Origin of the sequence: Pseudomonas oryzagri, assembly GCF_020831405.1 — a bacterium.
In the GTDB taxonomy this organism is placed as follows: domain Bacteria; phylum Pseudomonadota; class Gammaproteobacteria; order Pseudomonadales; family Pseudomonadaceae; genus Geopseudomonas; species Geopseudomonas oryzagri.
In genome coordinates, this window is sequence record NZ_JAJHPU010000041.1 from 189,038 (window position 1) to 213,103 (window position 24,066).

At 69.8% G+C, this 24,066-nt stretch carries 19 protein-coding genes and 1 riboswitch; of the genes, 4 read left to right on the top strand and 15 right to left on the bottom strand.

Annotation, left to right across the window (positions count from 1 at the left end; translation table 11 throughout):
- Positions 1-11: 11 nt before the first annotated feature.
- Positions 12-1,472 carry a histidine kinase gene (locus tag LMJ29_RS14965; protein WP_229606313.1) on the bottom strand — a complete coding sequence of 487 codons (1,461 nt, stop codon included), beginning with the start codon at positions 1,470-1,472 and terminating at the stop codon, positions 12-14.
- Between the two features lie 129 nt (positions 1,473-1,601).
- Here LMJ29_RS14965 and serB point away from each other — a divergent pair, with 129 nt between their 5' ends.
- Positions 1,602-2,816, top strand: a complete 1,215-nt coding sequence (gene serB / locus LMJ29_RS14970; RefSeq protein WP_229606314.1) for a phosphoserine phosphatase SerB — start codon at positions 1,602-1,604, stop codon at positions 2,814-2,816.
- A 63-nt stretch (positions 2,817-2,879) separates the two neighbouring features.
- Here serB and LMJ29_RS14975 read toward each other — a convergent pair whose 3' ends face one another.
- From LMJ29_RS14975 to rsgA, 5 genes are all read right to left on the bottom strand, one after another.
- Complete coding sequence (locus LMJ29_RS14975; protein ID WP_229606315.1) at positions 2,880-4,946, bottom strand: EAL domain-containing response regulator; 2,067 nt, start codon at positions 4,944-4,946, stop codon at positions 2,880-2,882.
- 64 nt (positions 4,947-5,010) lie between these two features.
- Complete coding sequence (locus LMJ29_RS14980) at positions 5,011-6,816, bottom strand: molecular chaperone (protein ID WP_229606316.1); 1,806 nt, start codon at positions 6,814-6,816, stop codon at positions 5,011-5,013.
- A 166-nt stretch (positions 6,817-6,982) separates the two neighbouring features.
- Positions 6,983-7,849 carry an archaetidylserine decarboxylase gene (gene asd / locus LMJ29_RS14985; protein WP_229606317.1) on the bottom strand — a complete coding sequence of 289 codons (867 nt, stop codon included), beginning with the start codon at positions 7,847-7,849 and terminating at the stop codon, positions 6,983-6,985.
- Positions 7,850-7,858: 9 nt separating this feature from the next.
- Positions 7,859-8,674, bottom strand: a complete 816-nt coding sequence (locus LMJ29_RS14990; RefSeq protein WP_229606318.1) for a rhodanese-like domain-containing protein — start codon at positions 8,672-8,674, stop codon at positions 7,859-7,861.
- Between the two features lie 95 nt (positions 8,675-8,769).
- Positions 8,770-9,801 carry a small ribosomal subunit biogenesis GTPase RsgA gene (gene rsgA / locus LMJ29_RS14995; RefSeq protein WP_229606319.1) on the bottom strand — a complete coding sequence of 344 codons (1,032 nt, stop codon included), beginning with the start codon at positions 9,799-9,801 and terminating at the stop codon, positions 8,770-8,772.
- Between the two features lie 121 nt (positions 9,802-9,922).
- Between rsgA and orn the strand changes: the two genes are divergently transcribed.
- Positions 9,923-10,465: an oligoribonuclease gene (orn, locus tag LMJ29_RS15000; RefSeq protein ID WP_229606320.1), complete on the top strand. Its 543-nt coding sequence runs from the start codon at positions 9,923-9,925 to the stop codon at positions 10,463-10,465.
- On the opposite strand, the gene LMJ29_RS15005 is transcribed toward orn, so the two are convergent.
- From LMJ29_RS15005 to upp, 5 genes are all read right to left on the bottom strand, one after another.
- Complete coding sequence (locus LMJ29_RS15005; RefSeq protein WP_229606321.1) at positions 10,455-12,962, bottom strand: EAL domain-containing protein; 2,508 nt, start codon at positions 12,960-12,962, stop codon at positions 10,455-10,457. The genes orn and LMJ29_RS15005 overlap by 11 nt on opposite strands.
- A 179-nt stretch (positions 12,963-13,141) precedes the next feature.
- Entirely contained in the window at positions 13,142-14,407 is a 1,266-nt protein-coding gene (locus LMJ29_RS15010; RefSeq protein ID WP_229606322.1) for an Hsp70 family protein, read from the bottom strand.
- Between the two features lie 172 nt (positions 14,408-14,579).
- Positions 14,580-15,314 carry a VC0807 family protein gene (locus LMJ29_RS15015; protein ID WP_229606323.1) on the bottom strand — a complete coding sequence of 245 codons (735 nt, stop codon included), beginning with the start codon at positions 15,312-15,314 and terminating at the stop codon, positions 14,580-14,582.
- Between the two features lie 136 nt (positions 15,315-15,450).
- On the bottom strand, positions 15,451-16,449 hold the full coding sequence (locus LMJ29_RS15020; RefSeq protein WP_229606324.1) for a lysylphosphatidylglycerol synthase transmembrane domain-containing protein: 999 nt from the start codon (positions 16,447-16,449) through the stop codon (positions 15,451-15,453).
- Between the two features lie 183 nt (positions 16,450-16,632).
- Positions 16,633-17,271, bottom strand: a complete 639-nt coding sequence (gene upp, locus LMJ29_RS15025) for a uracil phosphoribosyltransferase (protein ID WP_229606325.1) — start codon at positions 17,269-17,271, stop codon at positions 16,633-16,635.
- Between the two features lie 172 nt (positions 17,272-17,443).
- Between upp and LMJ29_RS15030 the strand changes: the two genes are divergently transcribed.
- On the top strand, positions 17,444-18,001 hold the full coding sequence (locus tag LMJ29_RS15030) for a hypoxanthine-guanine phosphoribosyltransferase (protein WP_229606326.1): 558 nt from the start codon (positions 17,444-17,446) through the stop codon (positions 17,999-18,001).
- A 122-nt stretch (positions 18,002-18,123) separates the two neighbouring features.
- Here LMJ29_RS15030 and dauA read toward each other — a convergent pair whose 3' ends face one another.
- The 4 genes from dauA to LMJ29_RS15050 form a co-directional block, all read right to left on the bottom strand.
- Positions 18,124-19,869: a C4-dicarboxylic acid transporter DauA gene (dauA, locus tag LMJ29_RS15035; protein ID WP_229606327.1), complete on the bottom strand. Its 1,746-nt coding sequence runs from the start codon at positions 19,867-19,869 to the stop codon at positions 18,124-18,126.
- A 134-nt stretch (positions 19,870-20,003) separates the two neighbouring features.
- Positions 20,004-20,591, bottom strand: a complete 588-nt coding sequence (locus LMJ29_RS15040; protein WP_229606342.1) for a TMEM165/GDT1 family protein — start codon at positions 20,589-20,591, stop codon at positions 20,004-20,006.
- Positions 20,592-20,691: 100 nt separating this feature from the next.
- Positions 20,692-20,799: riboswitch (yybP-ykoY riboswitch) on the bottom strand.
- Positions 20,800-21,004: 205 nt separating this feature from the next.
- Positions 21,005-22,003 carry a class I SAM-dependent methyltransferase gene (locus tag LMJ29_RS15045; protein ID WP_229606328.1) on the bottom strand — a complete coding sequence of 333 codons (999 nt, stop codon included), beginning with the start codon at positions 22,001-22,003 and terminating at the stop codon, positions 21,005-21,007.
- Between the two features lie 336 nt (positions 22,004-22,339).
- A complete protein-coding gene (locus tag LMJ29_RS15050) occupies positions 22,340-23,296 on the bottom strand; it encodes a 2-hydroxyacid dehydrogenase (protein ID WP_229606329.1) in 957 nt (318 codons plus the stop codon).
- A 120-nt stretch (positions 23,297-23,416) separates the two neighbouring features.
- Between LMJ29_RS15050 and LMJ29_RS15055 the strand changes: the two genes are divergently transcribed.
- Complete coding sequence (locus LMJ29_RS15055; protein ID WP_229606330.1) at positions 23,417-24,046, top strand: LysE family translocator; 630 nt, start codon at positions 23,417-23,419, stop codon at positions 24,044-24,046.
- Positions 24,047-24,066: the final 20 nt, after the last annotated feature.

Sequence of the window (24,066 nt, forward strand, 5' to 3'; positions counted from 1 at the left end):
GTTTTGCGGGATCAGGCGCGCTGCAGCATCTCGCCGAGCTGTTGCTCGAGGCGCGCCGGCAACGGGTCCTGCAGGCGCTCGATGCAGCTGGCGCCGGCCGGCGTGGCCAGGGCGCGGATGCGGGCCCGCTCGCGCAGGCGGGGATCGCTGCCGAGTTCGGGATCGAGCAGCAGCAGGTTGCGGCTGTGACCGTTGAGGCCGAGGCTGCTCTGCGCGGCCGGCTGCAGCAGCAATTCGCTCAGCGGCAGGCCGTACAGGCCGGTGCCGTGGCTCAGACTGAGCTGCAGACGCAGCGTCAGGCCGCAATCGGCCACCTCGATCTGCAGTGCATGGCCGAGGGCGCGCAGCAGCTCGCCGCAGCAGAGCGCGCGGGTCAGGAAGTCCTCGCCGGCCTGGTTGCTGTGAAACAGGATCAGGCTGCCGCCGTCGCCGAGGCGTTGCAGGTCGCCGTGGTACAGGCGCGCGGCCTGTTCCAGGCAGTCGCGGTAGCGGTGCAGCAGGTCGCGCAGGCGCTGCTGGGGCAGGCGGCGCTGCAGCTCGTCCTGACCGCCCAGCTGGATGGCCAGCACGGCGCTGGCGACCGCCGGCAGGGCGGCTGGGGCCGGGGCCAGCTCGGCAGGGTCGAGGCCGAGGGCGGCGGCATCCAGCTCGAACTCATCGCCGTCCAGCGGCCGGCGTGCCGCCGCCGGACGTTGCTCGTCAAGCAGGTTGTCCAGGCCCTCGAAGAGGGCTTCGCCCTCGGCGTCGAACGGCGAGTCGGGCTCCGCCTCGATCAGCGGCTTCGGCGGCACCAGGCGCTGCTGCAGCTGGCGGGCCAGGTCGCCGATCTCGTCCTGGCGGTCGTGGGCCGGCGCCGGATCGTCCGGATCGCGTAGCCACAGGCGCAGCTGGCGCAGCGGCAGCGACAGCTGACGGCCCAGGCGCAGGCTGAGGAACAGGGTCAGCACCAGCACGATCAGGCCGAGCAGGCCGAAGTTCTGCAGGCTGACGGTCAGCGGCTGGCGGAACTGCTGCATGTCGAGGGTCAGGTGCAGTTGACCGGCGGCGACCTCCTGGAAGGCGATGGCTTGGCTGAAGGTGCCTTCGTCGGCGAACAGCCCGGGGCGCGGACGCTTGCCGGCCTCGGCGATGATCCGGTTGTCCACGCCATTGATCACCACGTGGGCGACCAGCGGGTTCTTCACCAGGCTGTCGAGCATCACGTTGAGGCTGAGCAGGTCGTTGGCCGCCAGCAGGCCGCTGGTCGAGGCGGCGGTCTGGCGCAGCAGGCTCTCGCCCACGGCCTCGGCCTGCTGCTGCATGACCTGGCGCATCTGCAGATTGAACACCCAGGCGAACACCAGCATCACTACGCTCACCAGCACCAGGCTGTGGCTGACGGTACGCAGGGCGATGGGCAGCCTGCGCCGGCGCAGGGCACCGAACAGGACGAGGAAGACATTGTCGGACTTGACGGGCGCGGGCCGGTTCACGAGAGGGGGCTCGGCTTTGAGAGGGGATGGCTGCAAAGTATAGCGGGGGGCTCGACGATCGGGAAAGCGCACTGCAGCGGAGGCGCTTTGCAGGTAAAATGCCGCGTTTTCAGTTCCGCGAGGTGCGCCGTGCGTGAAATCGTCCTGATCAATATCACCGGAGAGGATCGCCCTGGGTTGACCGCCGCCATCACCGGCGTGCTGGCCCAGGGAGGGGTGAACATCCTCGACATCGGCCAGGCGGTGATCCACGACACCCTGTCATTCGGCATCCTGGTCGAGATCCCGGCCAGCGCCCAGGCTTCCGCCGTGCTCAAGGACGTGCTGTTCACCGCCTACGAGCTGGACCAGCAGGTTCGCTTCACCCCGGTGCCCGAAGCCGACTACCAGGAGTGGGTCGGCGGTCAGGGCAAGGCCCGCCATATCGTCACCCTGCTGACCCGCAAGGTGACCGCCGAGCAGCTGCACCGGGTCAGTTCGATCACCGCCAAGTACGGCCTCAACATCGACCACATCGACCGTCTGTCCGGGCGTATGCCGTTGGACACGCCGGCTGAGCTCGGCAAGGGCTGCATCGAGTTCTCCGTGCGCGGCGAGGCGGCCGATCCGGTGGCGTTGCGCGCCGAGTTCCTCAGCGTGGCCCAGGAACTCAGCGTCGACATCGCCTTCCAGCAGGACACCATCTTCCGCCGCAACCGCCGCCTGGCGGTGTTCGACATGGATTCGACGCTGATCGAGGCCGAGGTGATCGACGAACTGGCCAAGGCTGCCGGGGTCGGCGAGCAGGTCATCGAGATCACCGAGCGGGCCATGCGCGGCGAACTGGACTTCCGCGCCAGCTTCAAGGAGCGCCTGGCGCTGCTCAAGGGGCTGTCCGAGGACGTGCTGGAGGAGATCGGTGCCGGCCTGCGCCTGACCGAGGGCGCCGAGACGCTGTTCGCCGAGCTCAAGCGCCTGGGCTTCAAGACCGCCATCCTATCCGGCGGCTTCACCTACTTCGCCCACCAGCTGCAGCGCAAGCTCGGCATCGACTACGTGTTCGCCAACGAACTGGCGATCGTCGACGGCAAGGTCACCGGCGTGGCGGTGGAGCCGATCGTCGACGCCCAGCGCAAGGCCGACCTGCTGCGCCAGCTCACCGAGCGGGAGGGCCTGCGCCTGGAGCAGACCATCGCCGTCGGCGATGGCGCCAACGACCTGCCGATGCTGGCCATCGCCGGTCTGGGCGTGGCCTTCCGCGCCAAGCCCTTGGTCAAGCAGTCGGCCAAGCAGGCGATCTCCACCCTGGGCCTGGACGGCATCCTCTACCTGCTCGGTCACCGCGACCGCGAGGGGAGCGACTGAGTCGATCCCCACAATGAAAAAACCGCCGTGATGGCGGTTTTTTCATTTCTGCAGCTGGGCAACTCACTCCTCGCCGGAGGAGAACTCGTAGTCCATGCGCGGGCTCGGGCCCTGCAGGTAGAGGCCCTGCACGTAGTTGACGCCGGTCTGCCACAGGGTGGTCAGCACGCTGGGGTTGTCCACCCCCGGCACTATGGTCAGCTTGGCCTGGGCATGCAGGCCGGCGATCAGGCTCTTCAGGTTTTCCTGATGCTCGGGCTCGTTGAGCTGGGCGAGCAACTGCTGGTCGATCTTGACGAAGTCGACATGCAGGTGACGCAGGGTGTTGAAAGGATTGAGCGCCACGCCGAACTGGCTGAGGGCGACCTTGCAGTGCAGCTCGCCGAGGCCCTGGCTCAGCGCCTTGGCCTGCTTGAGGTAGGCCACCGCGTCCGGCTCGCTGAGCTGCAGGATCAGCGCGTCCGCCGGCAGGCGGGCGGCCTTGAGCGCGGCGCTCAACCAGGGCAGCAGCGCCGGGTCCTGCAGGCTGGCGGCGTTCAGCGGCACGAACAGGCGGGTATTGCGGCCCTTGGCGCGGTGTTCGCCGAGTTGGCGGATGGCGTTGAGCAGCAGCCAGCGGTCGACCCGCGCGGCCAGGCCGGCCTGCTGGGCGGCGGCGAAGAAGTCGGCAGCGGGCACCGGCTCGCCCTGCGGATTGTTCAGGCGCAGCTGCACCTCGTAGTGCTCGCGCTCGTCGCCATGCAGGCTGATGATCGGCTGGAACAGCAGCTGGAAGCCGTTGCCGTCCAGCGCCTGCTGGACGATGGCCACCAGGTTGCCGCGGCTGGCGGCGGCGGCCAGCTCCTCGGCCGGGTCGTAGAGCTTGAGGGCATTGCCGTTGCCCACCTGCTCGGCGCAGCGGTGCGCACGTTCGACCACCACGGAGGCCTGCGCGGTGCGCTCGTCGAGGCCGGTGGCGCCGATGCTCAGGGTGATCTGCACGGTGCGTCCGGCGATCTCGAACAGGTGGCCTTCGACCTTCTTCAGCAGGCTGCGCAGCGCTTCCTCGGAAGGCGCCGTCGGTCCTGCCAGCAGCACGGCGAAGCTGTCGTCGGCGAAGCGGGCCAACTGGGCGCCGGCGCCGAAATGCTGGCGCAGCAGCTGGGCGCAGTCGGCCAGCAGCAGGTCGCTGTCGGCCAGGCCGATCTCGCCGATCAGGTTGGCGTAGCGGTCGATGCGGAGCAGGGCGAGGGTCGCCGGGGCGCTGTTCTTGACCGCGCGCTCGACCGCCTGGTCGAGCAGCTCGAGGAAGTGCACGCGGTTGAACAGGCCGGTGACCAGGTCCTGGCTGCTGATCTCGCGCAGTTTCTCCTCCAGCTCGGCGTTGTCGTTCTCGACGCGGATCACCACCTGGGTGCACGGCTCGCCGTCGTAGGTGGCGGGGGAGAAGGTCATGCGGGCGCGGAACTGGCTGCCGTCCTCGCGCACCCCGCCGCATTGCAGCTCGGCTGCCTCGCTGCTGTGCTGGTAGGTCTTGAGGAAGTCCTTGAAGGCGGTCTGGTCGCTGCCCTGGATCAGGTCGATCATCGGCATGCCGGCGATGTCGTCCGCGTCGTGATACCCGAACAGCTCCACATAGGCGCGGTTGACGTAGATGTGCATGCCGTCGTGGACGTAGGTGATGGCGTCCACCGAGCTGTCCAGCAGCAGCTGGCAGCGCTTCTCGGCCTCGCGCAGGGCCATCTCGGCGGTGCGCCGGCCGCGGCGCTCCTCGAGATTACGCAGTTCGCGTTCAGCCACCAGCATCAGGCGCTCGTCGTCGCCCTGCGGCAGGGCGTCCTGGGCGCCGAGCAGCAGGGCCTCGGTGACCGCCTCACTGTCGTTGCTGGTCAGCAGTTGCAGGAACGGCAGGTCCTTGCCCTGGCGGCGGATGGCGTTGAGGGCGTCGGCCGGTTCGAGGTTTTCGCTCTGCGGCGCGGCGATCAGCAGGTCCCAGACCTGATTCAAGGCCTCGGCGAGATCGTCGTCGGAGGTCAGGCGGTGAGCGCGGGTGGCGTGCCCGGCATTGCGGAACAGATTGATGAGGCGTTCGGCCTCGTTCTGCGAGTCCTCGAGGAGCAGCAGGCGGACGGTTTTCTTTTCGCTGGGCATGGACGGCCTGGAACCGGCGCCAGAGGGGCGCTCACGACGCGGAAATGGGGAAAGTGACGAAAATTTACAAGGAGTGCCAAAGTGAGTCAAAACCTTCCGCTGCCGTGTCGTCGACCAGGCTCAAAGCTGTGAACGATTTCCGCTTGGGCGTTTCGGCAGACTCCAGGGCGCGGTACTCGAATTGATTGAAGCTGCCGCTCAGCACCTGGCGGCGGGTCAGCAGAATGCGCTGGTCCCGACCGTCGATATGGAGCAGAACCCGCTGGCCCTGCTGGAACGGCAGGTGCGGCGCGATCAGCATGGGCGGTCGGCCCAGGGCCGGAATAGCCCCGATCAGCAGGCTGCGCAGATGCTGGCCGGGCTTGCCGTTGGCCTGCACGGTGCGCAGGCTGCAGGGTTGCGCACGCGGGGCGAGCAGTTCGATGCCCAGCTGCAGGCCGCTGCCGCGCGGCTGGCGGATCCAGCGGATCAGCGCGATGTGCCAGCTGTTCTCGCCGGGGTGCTGCAGGCCGACCAGGTCGCCGGTCTGCAGCTGCTCGGGCGCGCTGCCATCCCAGCCGAGGCAGTAACCGCCGGGGCTGTGGTTGATCACCTGAAGAGTATGGCGCGGATACTCCTCGCGTTCGGGCGCGGCCGCGGGCGCGGGGGTGGGGGCGGCGCCCTTGCCGGGCGCATAGTCGATGCGTCGGTGCGGGCGGCGCAGCAGGTCTTCGTTGCGCGCGGCGTCGAAGGCCTTGGCCCAGGGGTCGCGTTCGCGGTGATGGCGCTGGAAGTCGGCGCTGACCTGGTCCTCGCGCAGCTGCAGGAAGTCGGCGAAGCGCCGCTGGCCGGCGATGTGGTAGTGCAGGGCGCTGATGCCGAGGCAGACATCGATGCTGCCGCTGCCGGGGATGCGCCGGAAGCTGCGTTCGCTCGGCGCGCTCCAGGCGCCGCACAGATGGCGCAGCAGGTCGTCGTCGAGGCCCTCGGGGATCGCCAGCCGGCTGCGCGGGCGTTGGGCGGGATCGAGGCCCAGGTATTCCTGCAGCACGCCGACCAAGGCCTGCAGGCTGAGGCCGAGCAACTGCTCCGGCGCCTCGTCCTGCAGCAGCTGGGCGTAGCGCGGCGGGCTGTCGGTGGCGGGGGCGTAGGCGAACAGGCTGCCGGGCTCGGCGGCCGGTTGCAGGCGGGCCAGGCGGCTCCAGGCCGGCAGCGCCTCGTTGAGCAGCAGAATGGCGTGCGGGCGCAGCTGATTGGTCCGCGCGCAGGCGAGCAGCAGGCAGGCCAGATAGCTCTGCTCGATGCCCGGCGTCGGCACGGTACCGCTCGGCAGCACCAGGCGGGTGAGCTGCTGGCTGTCGGCCAGGCGGTACAGCTGGTGCAGCTCCAGCCAGAAGCCCTGGCTGGGTGGGGTGTACAGCAGGTGATGCTGACACAGCAGCTGATACAGCGCCTGCATCGCCAGGCGCAGCGCGCGGGCGACGAGCATGCGCTGCTCGTCGCCGGCGGGCAGGCGCAGGGCTTCGCTGGCGGCCAGTTTGGCGGCGCGGGCCAGCTGTTGCTGGAGGGTGTGCCAGAGGGCGGCGATCTGCTGGCGCCGCGCATCGAGGATCACCACCGGGCTGCGCAGTTGCCGCTCCAGCTGGGTGCAGGCGAAATCCAGTTCCGGCTGGATCAGCTCGAGCAGCTGCAGGCGCTTGGCCGGGGCGGTCTGCAGGCGGTTGAGCTCCTGCAGGGCGAGGTACAGGCGCCGGGCGGTCTCGCCGAGGTTGGCCTTGGGCAGCTCGTCGAGCCAGCGGCGCAGCGCAGCCGGTTGCGCTGCGGCGAAGGACAGGGTCGGCAGGTCCGGTGGAGTGACGTGCAGCAGGTCGAAGGCGGCGTGCAGGTCCATGGGGCCTCGCTCTGGTCTCGGGGGAAAGGCATGCCAACCCTGGCGCGGTCGCTGCGAACGGCGACCCGATACAAGCATCCCAGTCTACCGGAAAAGCCTGTAGCGCTTGTGACCTGCGACACGCCGCCGTGGTTCCGGAGGGGGCGTCCGAGCGCGCCCCCAACCCTCAGCCCAGCGACAGGCCCAGCTGCTGGCCCATGCGCAGCGGGCTGCCGGCGACCAGGCCGTCGGCCCAGCGCATCTGCTCGGGACCGAACAGCACGATGGCGGTGGAACCGAGCTTGAAGCGGCCGAGTTCGGCGCCCTTGTCCAGGTGGATCGGCTCCTGCGCCGCCGCGCCGTAGCGGAAGTGCTTGAGCGCGCGCTTGGGCGGGGTGACCAGGCCGGCCCACACGGTCTCGACGCTGGCGACGATCATCGCGCCGACCAGCACCACCGCCATCGGCCCGCGCTCGGTGTCGAACAGGCAGACCACCCGCTCGTTGCGAGCGAACAGCTCGGGCACGTTCTCGGCGGTGAAGCCATTGACCGAGTACAGCTTGCCCGGCACGTAAACCATCTCTTTCAAGGTTCCGGCCAGCGGCATGTGCACGCGGTGGTAGTCCTTGGGCGACAGGTAGACGGTGGCGAACTGGCCGCCCATGAAGGGCGCCGCCATCTGGGCGTCGCCGCCGAGCAGCTCGAGCACGCTGAAGCTGTGGCCCTTGGCCTGGAAGATGCGACCGTGCTCGATGGGACCGAGCTGGCTGATCGCGCCGTCGGCCGGGCTGAGGATCGCGCCGGGGGTGGTGTCCAGCGGCCGCGCGCCCTCGCGCAGGGCGCGGGTGAAGAACGCGTTGAAGTGCTCGTAGGCGTGCGGGTTGCCGATCTCGGCCTCGCTCATGTCGACCTGGTAGCGGCGCACGAACCAGCTGATCAGCGGGTTCTTGAACCACTCGGCGCGGCATTCGGCGGCCACGCCGATCAGCCGCGACAGCAGGTGGTGCGGCAGCAGGTGCTGGCCGAGGAGGAACAGGCGGTCTTTCAGCGTCATGGTGAGTCCTTAGATTTCCACCGGCGTATCGGGATGGTTGCCCCATTCCGACCAGGAACCGGCATAGGCCTTGATGTTCGGGTAGCCCAGCGCGCGCATCGCCAGGTAGGTGAAGCCGGAGCGGCGGTGGGTCTGGCAGTGGGTGACGATTTGCTTGTCCGGCGTGATGCCGCGCGCGGCGAGCAGCTCGGCCAGGTCCTCGCGCAGGCGCAGGGCGCGCTGGCGATCCTGGCAGTCGGTCCATTGCAGGTTGACCGCGCCGGGGATGTGGCCGCCCCTGGCCGCCAGTATCTTCTCGCCGCGGTACTCCTCCGGCGAGCGGGCGTCCCAGATCAGCACCTGCGGGTCGCCGAGATGTTCGAGCAGGTACTCGCGGGTGGCCAGCACGTCGGCGCACGGCTGCGCCGCGACCGGGCCGCCGACCGGCGCCGGCACCGTGGTGGACAGCTCGCGGCCTTCGGCCAGCCAGGCGGAGAGGCCGCCGTCGAGGTGGTGCCAGGCGCGGTGGCCGATCAGGTCGAGCAGCCAGCCGAAGCGCCCGGCCCAGGGGCCGCCCTCGTCGTCGTACAGCACGTACACGGCCTCGGGGCGATGGCCCAGCTCGCCGAGCAGCGCCTGGAAGTCGTCCCATACCGGCAGCAGGCCGGGCGCCGGCGGCTGGCCGAGCTGGGTGCGCTTGCTGTCGACATGCCGCGCGCCGGGGATGTGGCCCTCGGCGTAACGGGCGGCGCTGGTCAGATCGACCAGGATCAGCTCCGGCGCGCCGAGGCGGCTGGCCAGATCGCTGGGCTCGATCACCAGCGGCAGGTCGGAAAAGGCGGACATGGCGTGCTCCGGTGGACAGGGGGTTGCGGTGGAGTGTACTGAAATGTGCCGCCGGGTGGACAAGGCGCTGCCTGCCCACCCGGCGGGCGCGGGACTCAGTACTCGGTCTTGGGCAGCGAGGCGAGGATGTGCCGGTAGCTGGCCAGCCGCTGCGGATGGATGCGTCCCTCCTCCAGGGCCTGCAGCAGCGCGCAGCCGGGTTCGCGATCGTGCTGGCAGTCGCGGAAGCGGCAGCGGCCGAGCAGGTCGCGGAACTCGACGAAGCCGTCCTCGACGTCGGCGCGGGTGACGTGGCCGAGGCTGAACTCGCGGATGCCGGGCGAGTCGATCAGTTCGCCGCCGCCGGGGAAGTGGAACAGGCGCGCGGTGGTGGTGGTGTGGGTGCCCTTGCCGGTCAGCTCGGACAGCGCGCCGACGCGCAGGTCGACGCCGGGCAGCAGGGCGTTGACCAGCGACGACTTGCCCACCCCGGACTGGCCGACGAACACGCTGACCCGGCCGTCGAGGGCGGCGCGCAGCTCGTCCATGGCATTGCCGTTGTGGGCGGAGACCTCCAGCAGCGGATAGTCGAGAGCCCGGTACACGTCGAGCAGGGCGTCGAGTTTCGCTGCGTTGCCCTCGTCGACCAGGTCGGCCTTGTTCATCAGCAGCAGCGGGCGGATGCCGGCGTGGTCGGCGGCGATCAGGTAGCGGTCGATCAGGTTGGCGTGCGGCTCGGGCAGCGGGGCGAAGACGATGACGATCTGGTCGACGTTGGCCGCCACCGGCTTGAGCACGCCGCGCATGTCCGGGCGGCACAGCTCGGAGCTGCGCGGCAGCTGCGCGACGATCACGCCGATGCCCTGGTTGCCGGCGCGCCACACCACGCGGTCGCCGGTCACCAGCGTCGGCAGGTTGGCGCGCAGGTGGCAGCGGAACACCTGGCCGGCCAGTTCGTCGTCGAGCGCCTCGACCTCGACCTGCACGCCGAAGTGGGCGATCACCAGGCCGTTCTGCTCCGGGCCGAGATCGCCGCCTTCCAGCTCGTCGATGGCGCGCGACTCGCGCTTGGCGGCGCGGGCGGCGCGCTCTTCCTGGATCTTCTCGATACGCCAGCTCTGCCGGCGGGTCAGTTGGCGTTTGGCCATGATGTTTCCGTGGGTGAATTCGGCGGCGAGTCTAGCACGCGCCGGCGACCCTGCAGGACGAGCGCCGCCGGCGGCCCGCGGCGGCCTGCTAGAATGCGCGGAGCAAACGAGGACTCCCGCCATGCAGAACCCGCAGAACCTGATCTGGATCGACCTGGAAATGACCGGCCTGGAGCCGCAGACCGACGTCATCATCGAAATGGCGACCATCGTCACCGACGCCCAGCTCAACGTGCTGGCCGAGGGCCCGACCCTGGTGATCCACCAGAGCGACGAGGTGCTGGCCAACATGAACCCCTGGTGCATCGAGCAGCACGGCAAGAGCGGGCTGACCCAGCGGGTGCGCGACAGCCGCCTTTCCGAGGCCGAGGCCGAGCGCCTGACCCTCGAGTTCCTCGCCCAGTGGGTGCCGGCCGGGATGTCGCCGATGTGCGGCAACAGCATCGGCCAGGACCGCCGCTTCCTCAACCGCTACATGCCCCGCCTGGAAGCCTTCTTCCACTACCGCAACATCGACGTTTCCACCCTCAAGGAGCTGGCCGCCCGCTGGGCGCCGCACGTGCGCGACGCGTTCAGGAAGCAGAGCAGCCACCTGGCGCTGGACGACATCCGCGACTCGATCGCCGAGCTGCGTCACTACCGCGAGCACTTCATCAAGTACTGAGCGGCGCCAGCCCGGCGGCCGGCGCGTCGCCGGCGCCGCGCGCCAGCAGCGCGGTCATCGCCGCGGCCGGCAGCGGCCGCGAGAAGAAGTAGCCCTGGCCGCGGTCGCAGCCCTGCTGGCGGAGGAACTCGCGCTGCGCGGCGGTCTCGATGCCCTCGGCGACGCAGGTCATGCCCAGCGCGTGGGCCATGCCGATGATGGCGGTGGTCAGCGCCGTCGCATCCTGAACCTGCGGCAGACCGCTGACGAACGAGCGGTCGATCTTCAGCGCATCGAGCTTGAAGTGGCGCAGGTAGCTCAGCGACGAGTAGCCGGTGCCGAAGTCGTCCATCGCCAGGCGCACGCCCAGGCGCTTGAGGCTCTGCAGGGTGCGTCCGACCTGGGTGAGGTTCTCCGCCAGCACGCTCTCGGTCAGCTCAAGCTCCAGCAGGTGCGGCGGCAGGCCGTTGCGCTGCAGGGCGCGCTCGACCCGCTCGGCCAGATCGCCGTGGCGGAACTGCACGGCCGACACGTTCACCGCCACCGGCAGCGCCGGCAGCCCTTCGGCCCGCCAGGCCGCGACCTGGCGGCAGGCCTCGCCGAGCGCCCATTCGCCGAGGCCGAGAATCAGCCCGCTGTCCTCGGCGATCGGGATGAACTTGTCCGGCGGCACCTGGCCGAGCGTCGGGTTGTGCCAGCGCAGGAGTGCCTCGCAGCCGCTCAGCTCGCCGCTGGCCAGGTCGACCAGCGGCTGGTAGTGCAGGCTCAGCTCGCCGCGCGCCTGCGCCTGGCGCAGGCGGTTTTCCAGCTCCAGGTGCTCGCTGACCCGGGTGTTCATCGCCGCAGCGAAGAACTGGAAGTTGTTCCGGCCGGTCGACTTGGCGTGGTACATGGCCGCGTCGGCATTCTTCAGCAGGGTTTCGCCGTCCTGGCCGTGGGCCGGGAACATGGCGATGCCGATGCTCATGGTGATCGCCAGCTCGTGGCCGGCGACGCCGTACAGGCCGCAACTGGCCTGCAGCAGGGCGTTGGCCACCTGGGCGGCCTGGCTGTTCTGGGCGAGGTTCTCCAGCAGCACGACGAACTCGTCGCCGCCCAGGCGGCTCACCGTGTCGCTGGCGCGCAGGGTGGCGGTCAGCCGCTGCGCCACCTGGATCAGCAGCTCGTCGCCGACGGCGTGGCCGAGCGAGTCGTTGATGTTCTTGAAGCGGTCGAGGTCGATGAACAGCAGGGCGAAGTGCAGGTCGTCGCGCTCGGCGCGCACGATCGCCTCGTCGAGGCGGGCGCGCAGGCTGGCGCGATTGGGCAGCTGGGTCAGCGGGTCGGACTCGGCCCAGCGGCGCAGGTGCTCGTGGCCGGCGTCGATGTCGCGCTGGTAGCGGGCGAAGCGCCGCCCCAGCCAGCCCGACAGGCCGACGGCCAGGCCCAGGGCGAGCAGCATCACCAGCGTCAGGGCCAGGGCGGTGGTTTTGAAGCCGTCGTGCAGGCTCTGCTCCAGCTCGCGCTGGCGCTGCGCCAGGTGCCCCTGCAGATCGTCGAGGTATACGCCGCTGACCAGGATCCAGCCCCACTCGTCGAGGTTGCTGACCAGCGACAGCTTGTCGCCGGGCGTCTGGCCGGCGAGGCCGCGCCACCGGTAACGGGTCAGGCCGCCGCCATGCTGGCTGGTCGCCAGGATGGTGCGGATCACCTTCTGCTCCGCGGCCGGCAGCTCGTCGACGTGCCGGCCTTCGGCCGCCGGGTTGCTCGGCGACAGCAGCACCCGGCCGTCGCGGTGGATCACCGCGATGTAGCCGTTGCGTCCGATACGCGTGGCGCGCAGCTGGCGCAGGGCCTTGCGCTGCAGCTCCTGCTCGACGCTCTGCAGGTATTCGCCGGTGCCGATCAGCCAGCCGAACGGCTCGAACACCCGCGCGTAGGCGATCTTCTCCGCCATCTCGCGGTCGTCGCCCGGGCGATACCAGCGGTAGCGGGTGTAGCCGCGCCGCTCCGGATTGTCCACCGCCGCCAGCAGGTCGCGCATGATGTAGCGGCCGTCGGCGTCGCGGTTGTCGAGCAGCGAGCCGCCCTCGCGCTCGGGGCTGATCGGCAGCAGCACGCCGTTGCCGGCCAGGTCGTCGATGAAGAAGTAGCCGTTGCCGGCGAAGAAGCGCAGCGGGCGCAGGCTTTCCACGATCAGCCGGCGGATCTCGCTGTCCGGGCGGCGGCCGTGCTCGTTGCGGTAGATGGCTTCGGCGCTCTGCACGGCATCGTCGACCCGTTCGCGGATCTTCTGGCGCAGCACCTGTTCGGTGCTGTCGCGCAGCAGGTCGAGTTGGTCGTGCAGGGTGGTCAGCGAGGACTGCAGCAGCGCGGCCTGCTCGGCGAGCGCTTCGGCCTCGAGGGCGGCGCTGTCGGCGCGGAAGCTGCGCGCCTGTTGCACGGTCAGGTAGCCGCCGAGGGCCAGGGTCAGCACGAACACCAGCGCCAGCATGCCGAACAGCTGCAGGCGCAGGAGGTTGTTTTCGGTGATCGCCATGCAGCCTGTGCCCTGTACGAAGAGTTCCTGTCCCTGAACAGCCGCCGGCCCCGTGCGTTGCGTGGCATGCGCCGTACCCACCCGCGCAGATCGGGCCGGCCGTTGCGGTCGGCTCGATCTGTGAAGAGCGTCACAATTCTAGTGGGTTTCCTGTCCCGCGCCCAGCGGCTCGGCGCTGTTCAGCCGTAACGGCGCTGCGCCTCGATGGCCAGGCCGCTGCCGATGCCGCCGAAGCGGTTGCCTTCCACCTGGCGGGCGTTGGGCAGCAGCGCGGCGACGCTGGCGCGCAGCGCCGGGATGCCGCTGGAGCCGCCGGTGAAGAACAGGGTATCGACCGCGGCGCCGTTCACCCCGGCATCCTGCAACAGACGCTCGATGCTGGCGTTGATCCGCGCCAGCGAACTGGCGATGGCTTCCTCGAACAGGGGGCGGCTCAGCTCGGCGGCGAGGCCGGCCTCGATGCGGCCGAAGTCGATGCGCCGGCTGTCCTGCTCGGTGAGGGCGATCTTGCTGTCCTCGACCTCGATCGCCAGCCAGTGGCCGGCGCGCTGCTCGATCAGCTTCAGCAGGCGGTCGATGCCGGTCGGGTCCTGGATGTCGTAGCGCATGCTTTCCAGGGCGAGCCGCGCCTTCTGCGCATAGACCGCGTTGATGGTGTGCCAGGTGGCCAGGTTGATGTGGTGGCTGGTCGGCATCAGTGCGTCGCTCTTCATCCGGCTGCCGTAGCCGAACAGCGGCATCACCCCGGCCAGGCTGAGCAGGCGGTCGAAGTCGGTGCCGCCGATGTGCACGCCGCCGGTGGCGAGGATGTCGTCCTGGCGCTCGGCCAGGGCGCGGCGCTCCGGCGACAGGCGCACCAGCGAGAAGTCCGAGGTGCCGCCGCCGATATCGACGATCAGCACCAGCTCCTCGCGGTCGATGTCCGCCTCGTAGTCGAAGGCGGCGGCGATCGGCTCGTACTGGAACGATACCTCCGCGAAGCCCAGCTCGCGGGCCACCTGCACCAGGGTGTCGGCGGCGTCGCGGTCGGCGGCCGGGTCGTCGTCGACGAAGAACACCGGGCGGCCGAGCACCGCCTGGGCGAACTCGCGGCCGGCGTGCGCCTCGGCGCGCTTCTTCAGCTCGCCGAGGAACAGGCCGAGGATCTGGGTGAACGGCAGCGCGCTGCCCAGCACGGTGGTGGCGCTGCCTAAGAGCGGCGAGCCAAGCAGGCTTTTCAGCGAGCGCATCAGCCGTCCCTCGTAGCCGTCCAGGTATTCGCCGAGCGCCTGTCGACCGAAGGCCGGGCGCTGTTCCTCGAAGTTGAAGAACAGCACCGAGGGCAGGGTGTCCTTGCCGTCCTCGAGGGCGATCAGGTTGCCGGCGCCCGGGCGCAGCCAGCCGACCGTGGAGTTGGAGGTGCCGAAGTCGATGCCGCAGGCGCGGGCGGGCGAGGCGAGGGTCATGGGGAGCGGCTCCGGAAAAAACGGCCGCGCATTCTATGCGAGAGCGGCGGCGAATTGTTGCCGCTCCGTCACTTTCACTTCCTGCCCACGATCTGCCACGGGTCGTCAGACGGGGTGGCAGCGAGTCATCGCCAAGGCGCAGGGCGCAGGCTGCGTTGCCGCCGCCAGACCCTCAGTGCTTGTCGCGATGGTGGGGGGCGACGATCTCCTCCAGGCTCAGCCCGGTGAGGTCGTGGATGGTGCGCCACAGGTAGTAGAAGATCGCCAGCATCATCAGCATCGAGGGGATGGCGATCATCGGATAGCTGAGCAGATTCATGTGCGCCAGCTCGGCGTTGAACGCCTCGCTGCCGGCCGGGCTGGTGACCAGCCAGCGGGCGAGGACGTAGTTCATCGCCGCCGAGAAGAAGAAGGTGCCGCTCAGCCAGTAGGTGGCCTTGAGCAGGCGCCGCTCGAAGACGGCGCTCTGCCCGCGCGCTGCCAGCTGCTGCTGGATGCGCTCCACGTCGAGCACGCTCGGGTTGTACAGCAGGCTGTGGATCAGCGGCTTGCTGGTGCGGGTGGAGAACAGTACGGCCAGACCGATGATGCCCGGAATGGTCGCTTCCTTGACCGCCAGCCAGCGGCTGTCCAGCTGCAGCAAGCCGATGCCGCCGGTGAGCAGCACGCTGGCCAGGCCGAGCAGGGCGATGAAGTTGAACTTGCGGTAGCGCAGCAGCTCGAACAGCCCCCAGCCCAGCGGGAAGGCCAGGGCGAGCAGCAGCGCGCCGTCGGCGCCGAGGCGCTCGGGGCCGCTCAGCTTCATCAGCACCAGCGAGGGCAGCAGGATGCTCACCGCCAGGTCGACCAGCGGACGCGGCTTGTGAGCGGGGCTTGGGGTATCGGGCGTACTGCGCGTCTTGTCCATCGATGGCCTCGGCTGTCAGGCGGCGATGCCCGGCGAAGGTCCGGAGCCGCAGGCCAGAACATGATAATGCATCCGGCCCCCCGGCGGCGGGGGCGCGGCGGCGCCTGGCGGAGGCAGCCGCCAGGCGTCCGGCCGGTCAGTCGCGCCGCTCCGGCGGGGTCGGCTGCGCGTCGCCGCCGGTGCCGCGCTTGCGGTACCACTGGTTCCATTCGAAGCCCAGCACCACCAGCAGCGACAGGGCGAACGGCAGCAGCAGGTACAGGGTGCGAAACACGATCAGCGCGGCGAGCACATCGACGTTGGGGATATCCGGCAGCACGGAAATGAAGGTCACCTCCAGCACGCCCAGCCCGCCCGGGGCGTGGGACAGCAGGGCCAGCGAGAAGGAGGCGAGGAACGCGCCGAGCACCACCAGATAGCCGGGATTGTGCGCGGCCGGCAGGGCGAAGTAGATGATCGCCGCGGCGCAGAGCAGCTCCAGCGGGCCGGCCAGCAGCTGGCGAGTGACGATGGCCAGGCGCGGATACTCGACGTGCAGCTTGCCCAGCTTCCAGGGTTTGAAGTGGCGCCAGGAGCCGAGCACGTAGAGGCCGATCAGCAACAGCAGCAGCACGCCGATGGCGACCGAAACGGCCGGCGGCACGTTGAGCAGCTGCTGGGGCAGGGAAGGACGCAGGATCAGCACGCAACCGCTGGTCAGCAGGGTGCCGAGGCCGAAGGTGAAGGAGCAGAAGACGATCAGCACGCCGATTTCGTAGGGGGTGAGTCCCTTGCTGCGATAGGCCCGATAGCGCACCACCGCGCCGGAAAACACCGAGGCGCCGATGTTGTGGGCCAGGGCGTAGGTAGTGAAGGAGCACAGGGTGATGAAGCGCCAGGGGACGTGCCTGCCCAGGTGGGCGAGGGCGATGTGGTCGTACCAGGCCAGGGCGAAGTAGGCGCCCAGGGTCGCGCCGATGGCCAGCAGCCAGTTCTGTCGCGGGATGGCCTGCAGGCTGTCGGCCACTTCGTCGAGCGAGACGTTGTGCAACTCGTGATAGAGCAGGAAGCAGGACAGCACCACCGCGCCGAGGCCGATCACTGTCCAGAGCAGGTCGCTCGCTTTCAACTTCGGTTTGGCGGCGTGCTCGGACAATGGCTGTCCCTCATGGGCGGGGTGGCTTGACGACGGCCACGGCTCGGGCGCGTCTGCCAGGGTTTGCAGGCGCTCCGGGTGAGGCTGATGGCCGCGCAGTATCACGGAGGTGCCGTCGTGTGCTCAACCCTCCGTGGCCACGGCAGTGTAACCGGGTGTGCAGCCGCAGCGCCGCGGGGCGACTCAGGCGTCCTTCTGGCGGGTGCCGAAGATCTTGTCGCCGGCATCGCCCAGCCCGGGGAGGATGTAGCCGTGCTCGTTGAGGCGCTCGTCGATCGACGCGGTGTAGACGCGCACTTCCGGGTGGGCGGCGGTCACCGCGGCGATGCCCTCCGGGGCGGCGACCAGCACCAGGGCGCGGATCTCCTTGCAGCCGGCGCGCTTGAGCATCTCGATGGTGGCGATCAGCGAGCCGCCGGTGGCCAGCATCGGGTCGACGATCATCGCCAGGCGCTGCTCGATCCCCGGCACCAGCTTCTCCAGGTAGGTCTGCGCCTCGAGGGTTTCCTCGTCGCGCGCCAGGCCTACCACGCTGACCTTGGCGCCGGGGATCAGGCTGAGCACGCCGTCGAGCATGCCGATGCCGGCGCGCAGGATCGGCACCACGGTGATCTTCTTGCCGGCGATGCGCTCGACCTTGACCGCGCCGCACCAGCCCTCGATGGTCTCGTCCTCCAGCGGCAGGTCCTGGGTGGCCTCGTAGGTCAGCAGGGCGCCCAGTTCCTGGGCCAGTTCGCGGAAATTCTTCGTACTGATGTCGGCGCGGCGCATCAGGCCGAGCTTGTGGCGGATCAGCGGATGGCGAATCTCGTGCACGGGCATGGCTGGGGAGTCTCCGACGAAACGGGGCGAGGTGGCATAGAGTAAAGCATCCGCCACGGGCGGCCGAGGGCCGCGCCGCGGCCGCCCGCCGAGGGTTGCCGGATGGCCGGCGGGCCAGTACCTTTCGCCCCCTTGCCGGCCCGCACCGGGCCCACTCACCGGGAGACCTGCCATGTCCGTCGATCTCGCCCATATCCGCCAGGTGATGGCGGAAGCCGACCGCCTGTACACCGCCGAGGAGCTGGACGCCGCCATCGCGCGCATGGCCGCAGCGATCAACCGCGACCTGGGCGAGCGCAACCCGCTGGTGTTCTGTGTGATGAACGGCGGGCTGATCTTCGCCGGCAAGCTGCTGCCGCAGCTCGACTTCCCGCTCGAGCTGTCCTACCTGCACGCCACCCGCTACCGCGGCGAAACCAGCGGCGGCGAGCTGTTCTGGAAGGCCAAGCCGGAGGTGTCGCTGATCGACCGCGACGTGCTGATCGTCGACGACATCTTCGACGAGGGCCACACCCTGGCCGCCATCGTCGACTACTGCCGGCACGCCGGCGCGCGCGCGGTGCATACCGCGGTGCTGATCGACAAGGAACACGACCGCAAGGCGCGCCCCGATATGAACGCCGACTACGTCGGCCTGCCCTGCGTCGATCGCTACATCTTCGGCTACGGCATGGACTACAAGGGCTACTGGCGCAACGCGCCGGGGATCTTCGCGGTCAAGGGCATGTGATCACCTTGTGCAGGGTGGGTTAGCCGCGCCGCGGCGTAACCCGCCATCGCGACCGCAGGTCGCGCATGGCCATGCCAAGCCTGCGGCTTGGTCGGTGGGTTACGGCCTGTGGCCTAACCCCCCTACACGGAGCCGGCGACCGCCGGCTCCGCCTGCTCTTCCCGCCCCTCCAGCCAGCGCAGCGCCTTGCCGCGTGCCTGCTCCAGATCGTGCACGTAGGCCAGCTGGTGGTTGTGCCGGTGGATGCCGGCGCGGCGCAGCTGCAGGCGTACCCGCGAGCTGGTGCCGCTGAAGATCAGCCCCACGCCGTGGTGGCGGTAGTCGCGCAGCACGGTGTCCAGCGCCGCCAGGGCGGTCATGTCCAGGAGCGGCACCGCGCTCAGATCGACGATCACCACCTTCACCCCCGGCGTGAAGCGGCGCAGGGTGTTCAGCGCCTTCTCCGCCGCGCCGAAGAACAGCGGCCCGCGGATCGCGTAGGCCGCCACATGCTCGGGCAGGTCGCCGAGCGCCTGGTGGAAGTGGCGCGGCAAGGGCGCGGCGTCGGTCAGCGCGCTCATCTGGCGGATGAACAGCCCGGCGGCCAGCAGCAGGCCGGCGCCCACCGCCAGCACCATGTCGAAGGCCACGGTCAGCACCAGGCAGGTGAGCAGCACCAGCACGTCGCTACGCGGGGCGATGCGCAGGGTGTGGACCACGTGCGGCGCCTCGGCCATGTTCCACGCCACCATCAGCAGCAGCGCGGCCAGCGCGGCCATCGGCAGATAGCTGAACAGCGGCGCGAGCAGCAGCATCGCGGCCAGCACCACGCCGGCGTGGACGATCGCCGCCAGCGGCGAAAAGGCGCCGGCGCGCACGCTGGCGGCGCTGCGGGCGATGGCCGCGGTGGCGGTGATGCCGCCGAACAGCGGCGCCACCAGGTTGCCGATGCCCTGGCCGATCAGCTCGCCATTGGGATCGTGCTTGCTGCCGGTCATGCCGTCGGCGACCACCGCGCAGAGCAGCGATTCGATGGCGCCGAGCATGGCGATGGCCATCGCCGGGGCGAGCAGCTCGCGGATCAGGTTGAGGCTCAGCGGCGCCGCGTCCGGCAGTTGCCAGGGCAGGGCGAAGCCCGGCAGGTAGGGCGGGATGCCCGGATGGGCGACGCCGTCCGCCAGATAGCTGAAGCGCTCGCCGAGGGTGGCGACCGGCAGGCCTCCGAATTCCAGCAGCAGGGCGAGCAGGGTGCCGACCGCCAGCGCGGCGAGGTGGCCCGGCACCCGGGGGACCAGGCGCGGCCAGGCGATCAGCACGCCGAGGGTGCAGGCGGCGACCAGCGCATCGCCGGCATGCGCGCTCGGCAGGGCGCGCAGCAGGTTGAACATCTGTTCGGGGAAGTGCGCGGCGCTGGCGGTCACGGTCAGTCCGAGGACGTCCTTGAGCTGCAGGCCGGCGATGACGATGCCGATGCCGGCGGTGAAGCCGAGGGTCACCGGGTAGGGCACGAACTCGATCAGCCGGCCGGCCTTGAGCAGGCCGAGGGCGATGAGGATCAGTCCGGCGAGCATGCTGCACAGCAGCAGCCCGGACAGGCCGTGCTGCTGGACGATGGGCAGCAGGATCACCACGAAGGCGGCGGTGGGACCGGAAATATTGAAGCGCGAGCCGCCGGTGAGGGCGATCAGGGGCGCGGCGATCAGCACGGTGTACAGGCCGTGCTGCGGCGGCGCGCCGACCGCGATGGCCAGCGCCATGGCCAGCGGGATGGCGATGATGCCGACGGTCAGGCCGGCGAGCAGGTCGCCGCGCAGGGCCTGGCGGCCGTAGCCGGCGAGCAGGGCCTGGCGCCAGGCGGTGAACAGTGGAACGCGGGCGAGTCGGGACATTCTTGTACTCCGTTTTATTTCCCCACTGTCTGGCAGGGTAAGCCGTTTGTCGGTGAGCGGCTATCGGACGGAGGTGGAATACGCGAGCGGGTCGACGCGGGATGACCAGGTCGCCATCCCGCATCAGGCGCCGGTCAGCCGACCAGGCCGCTGAGCTTGGCGGCGTGCCAGGCCGCGTAGCCGGCCAGGGCCAGGAAGCACAGCGCGGAGACGCGGTGGATCAGCGTCATCGGCAGCTTGTCGGCGGAGAAGTGCGCGGCCAGCACCACCGGCACGTTGGCGATCATCATCCCCAGGGTGGTGCCGGCCACCACCAGCCAGAAGTACTCGTACTGCGCGGCCAGCATCACCGTGGCGATCTGCGTCTTGTCGCCCATCTCGGCGAGGAAGAAGGCGATCAAGGTGGTGAGGAACGGCCCGTAGCGCTTGAAGTGCGAGGCCTCGTCTTCTTCGTCGATCTGGTCGGGCACCAGCATCCAGGCGGCGACGGCGAGGAAGCTGGCGGCGAGGACCCAGCTCAGGGTGGCTTCGCTGAAGAACGAGGCGACCCACTTGCCCAGCGCGCCGGCGGCGAAATGGTTGGCGATGGTGGCGGCGAGGATGCCCCAGATGATCGGCCAGGGCTTGCGGAACCGGGCGGCGAGAAGCAGGGCGAGCAGCTGGGTCTTGTCGCCGATTTCGGCGAGGGCCACGAGGCCGGTGGGGACGAACAGGGATTGCAGGGCTTCCATCGGATAATCCATAGGGGGCGGGTCGACAAAGACATGACACGCACAGCCTGCCCGCCCCGGGTCGGCTCGTGAGTGTCATGAGTCTTGTCAAACCGCGGCGCCGGCGGGGCCGGTGCGGGTTGTGCGCGCCATGGTCTGCGGACCAAGTATGTTGACGCGCACGCCGCCGAATCGCTCGGCGACAGACTACTCCCTCAGGACGGCGCGCATTGTGCCCAAGCGGGATGAGGCAGGCAAGGCGTAGGGTGGATGGCCACCCCGTGGAAAACGACCGCAGGTCTTTTTCACCGTTGGCGTTGGGGTGGAACAGGAGCTGGCGGAAAGTCGCTGCACGAGTTTTCCAGCCTACGGACTGCGTTGCCGGGTGGTGGACAAGGCTGCGCCGTTGTCCACCCTACGGAAGATCAGACGCGGCGCGCCGAATAGATGCGGAAGCCGTCGCGCTCGGCGAGCACCCGGCAGGGGCCGAGGTGCTTCTCGATCAGCGGCGCGTACTTGAGGAAGCTGTTGGCCACCAGGCGCAGCTCGCCGCCCGGGCGCAGATGGGCGGCGGCCTCGCGCAGCAGCTGTTCGGTGGCGTGGTAGTCGGTGTGCACGCCCTGATGGAACGGCGGGTTGCTGACGATGGCGGCCAGTCCGCCCGGCGCGTCCTGGATGCCGCGGCCGGCCTGCACTGTGCCGGCCAGGCCATTGGCGGCCAGGGTGAGGCGGCTGCTGGCCACCGCGAAGGCATCGACGTCGAGCAGGTGCAGCGCGCTGTGCGGATAGCGGCGCTGCAGGGCGGCGCCCAGCACCCCGGCGCCGCAGCCGAAGTCGAGCATCTCGCCCTGCGGCAGGTCGCCCAGGTGTTCCAGCAGCAGGCGCGAACCGACGTCCAGGCGGCCGTGGCTGAACACCCCGGGCAGGCTGACCACCTGCAGTTCGCCATCTTCGCTGGCCACCGGATAGCGGCGGGCGAGGGCGTCGAGATCCGGCGCGGCGGGCGGGTTGTCCACCGTCACCTGCCACAGCTGGCAGTGGCGCGCGCTGTCCAGCTTGCGCGGCCGGCCGAAGGGTTCCAGCTGTTTGGCGGCGCGCTCTATGCCCCCGCGCTTCTCGCCGACCAGGTACAGCGGTGCGCCGGGCAGGCGCGCGGCCAGGGCGGCGAGCAGGTAGTCGGTCAGCTCGCGCGACTTGGGCAGAAACAGCACGGCGGCGGCGAACGCCTGCGCCGGCGCGGCGGTGCCGAATTGGCAGCGTCCGGGATAGCGCGCTTCCACGCCGCTGTGCTCGTCCCACAGCCAGCTCCAGCCATGGGCCTCGGGCAGTTCGCCGAGCAGGCCGTCGGCCGGCAGGCCGGCGAGCAGCACATCGCCTTCGAACAGCTCGGCCTGACGCAACAGCACTTCGCTACGCGGATCCATGGACACCTCCGGAACAAAAGGGCGGGCAGCTTAGGCAAAGGCCCGGCGGCTGGCAAACCATTGGCGCAGGGCCCGCGCCTGCAGAGGCGAATTCATTCGCCATGGCAAGGTGCAATCGTTTAGCGGCGTAGGGTGGACAACGACCGCAGATCTTGTCCACCACGGGGCCGGTTGTGCAGCGATCCGCCGCCGATTACCTACGGCGGGAAATGCCTGGGGCATTTTCCCCCCTACAAGACGAGCACACCATTGGCGCCGAGTCCGCTCCTGTAGGGGCGAATTCATTCGCCGACGCGGCCCCGTCAGGCGAATGAATTCGTCCCTACGAAATCATCGTCAGGACACCACCCGCATCGGTTTGCCGGCGGCGAAGGCCGCGGCGTTTTCGGCCAGCTGGCCGACGATGCGCTGGCGCGCCTCGCGACTGCCCCAGGCGCTGTGCGGAGTGACGATCAGGCGCGGCACATCGGGCGCCAGCAGCGGGTTGTCGTCGCGGGGCGGCTCGACGCTGAGCACGTCGGTGGCCGCGCCGCCGAGATGGCCGGCGCGCAGGGCGTCGGCCAGCGCCTGTTCGTCGACCAGGCCACCGCGCGCGGTGTTGACCAGGAAGGCGCCGGGCTTCATCAGGGCGAGCTCGCGGGCGCCGATCAGATTGTGTGTCTCGGTGGTCAGCGGGCAGTGCAGGGTCAGGGCGTCGACCTGCGGCAGCAGCTCGGCGAGCGGCAGGCGGCCGTCGGCCGCCGGACGGCCCGGCAGCAGGCCGAGCAGCACATGCATGCCGAAGGCGCGCGCCAATTGCGCCACCGCACCGCCCAACTCGCCGTGGCCGAGCAGGCCGAGCGTCTTGCCCTCCAGTTCAACGATCGGGAAGTCGAGCAGGCAGAATTGGCTGGCCCGCTGCCAGCGCCCGGCGCGCACCGCAGCCTGGTAGTCGGGCAGGCGGGTGGCCAGGGCGAGCAGCAGCATCAGGGTGTGCTGGGCCACCGACGGGGTGCCGTAGCCCTGGCAGTTGCACACGGTGACGCCGTGGGCGCGGGCGGCGACCAGATCGACGTTGTTGGTGCCGGTGGCGGCAATCAGCACCAATTTGAGTTCGGGGCAGGCGGCGAAGGTGGCGGCGTCCAGCCGGACCTTGTTGCTGATCGCCACCTGCGCGCCGGCCAGACGCTCGGCGACCTGCTCGGGGGCGGTCTGCGCGTGCAGCACCAGCTCGTCGAACACCGCGTGCAGCGGCGCGAGGTCGAGGTCGCCGAGGTCGAGGGAGGGATGGTCGAGGAATACGGCTCGGGTCATGGGACGGTCCTTGGGCGGGAGCGGCGCGACCGACAGGCGCGCTATTATCGGCGCAGCCTAGCGGAAAGGGCCGGGCGAGGGCAGCCCGCCCACCCCTTCAAGCCTGCCAAGGAGCCCCGCATGTACTGGACGGAATTTCTCACCGTGGCGCTCGTCCACCTGCTCGCCGTGGCCAGCCCCGGCCCGGATTTCGCCGTGGTGATCCGCGAGAGCGTCAGCCATGGTCGGCGCGCCGGCATCTTCACCGCCCTGGGCGTCGGCTGCGCGATCTTCCTGCACGTCGCCTATTCGCTGCTCGGCATCGGCCTGATCGTCTCGCAGTCGCTGGTGCTGTTCTCCCTGCTCAAGTGGCTGGCGGCGGCCTACCTGCTGTATATCGGCTTCCGCGCGCTGCGTGCCCGGCCGGCCGATCCGGCGGCGTTCGAGGCGCTGGCCGACGGCAGCGCGCGCAGCGGTCGCGGCGCCTTCGCCACGGGCTTTCTGACCAACGCGCTGAACCCCAAGGCCACGCTGTTCTTCCTGTCGCTGTTCAGCGTGGTGATCGACCCGCACACCCCGCGGCTGATCCAGGCCGGCTACGGCCTCTACCTGGCCGGCGCCACCGCGGTGTTCTTCTGCGCAGTGGCGCTGCTGTTCAGCCAGTCTCGGGTGCGCGCCGGCTTCGCCCGCCTGGGCCACTGGTTCGACCGGGTGATGGGCGCGGTGCTGGTTGCCCTCGGCGTGCGCCTGGCGCTCAGCGAGGTGGGATAAGACAGTGGCGGTGCGCACAG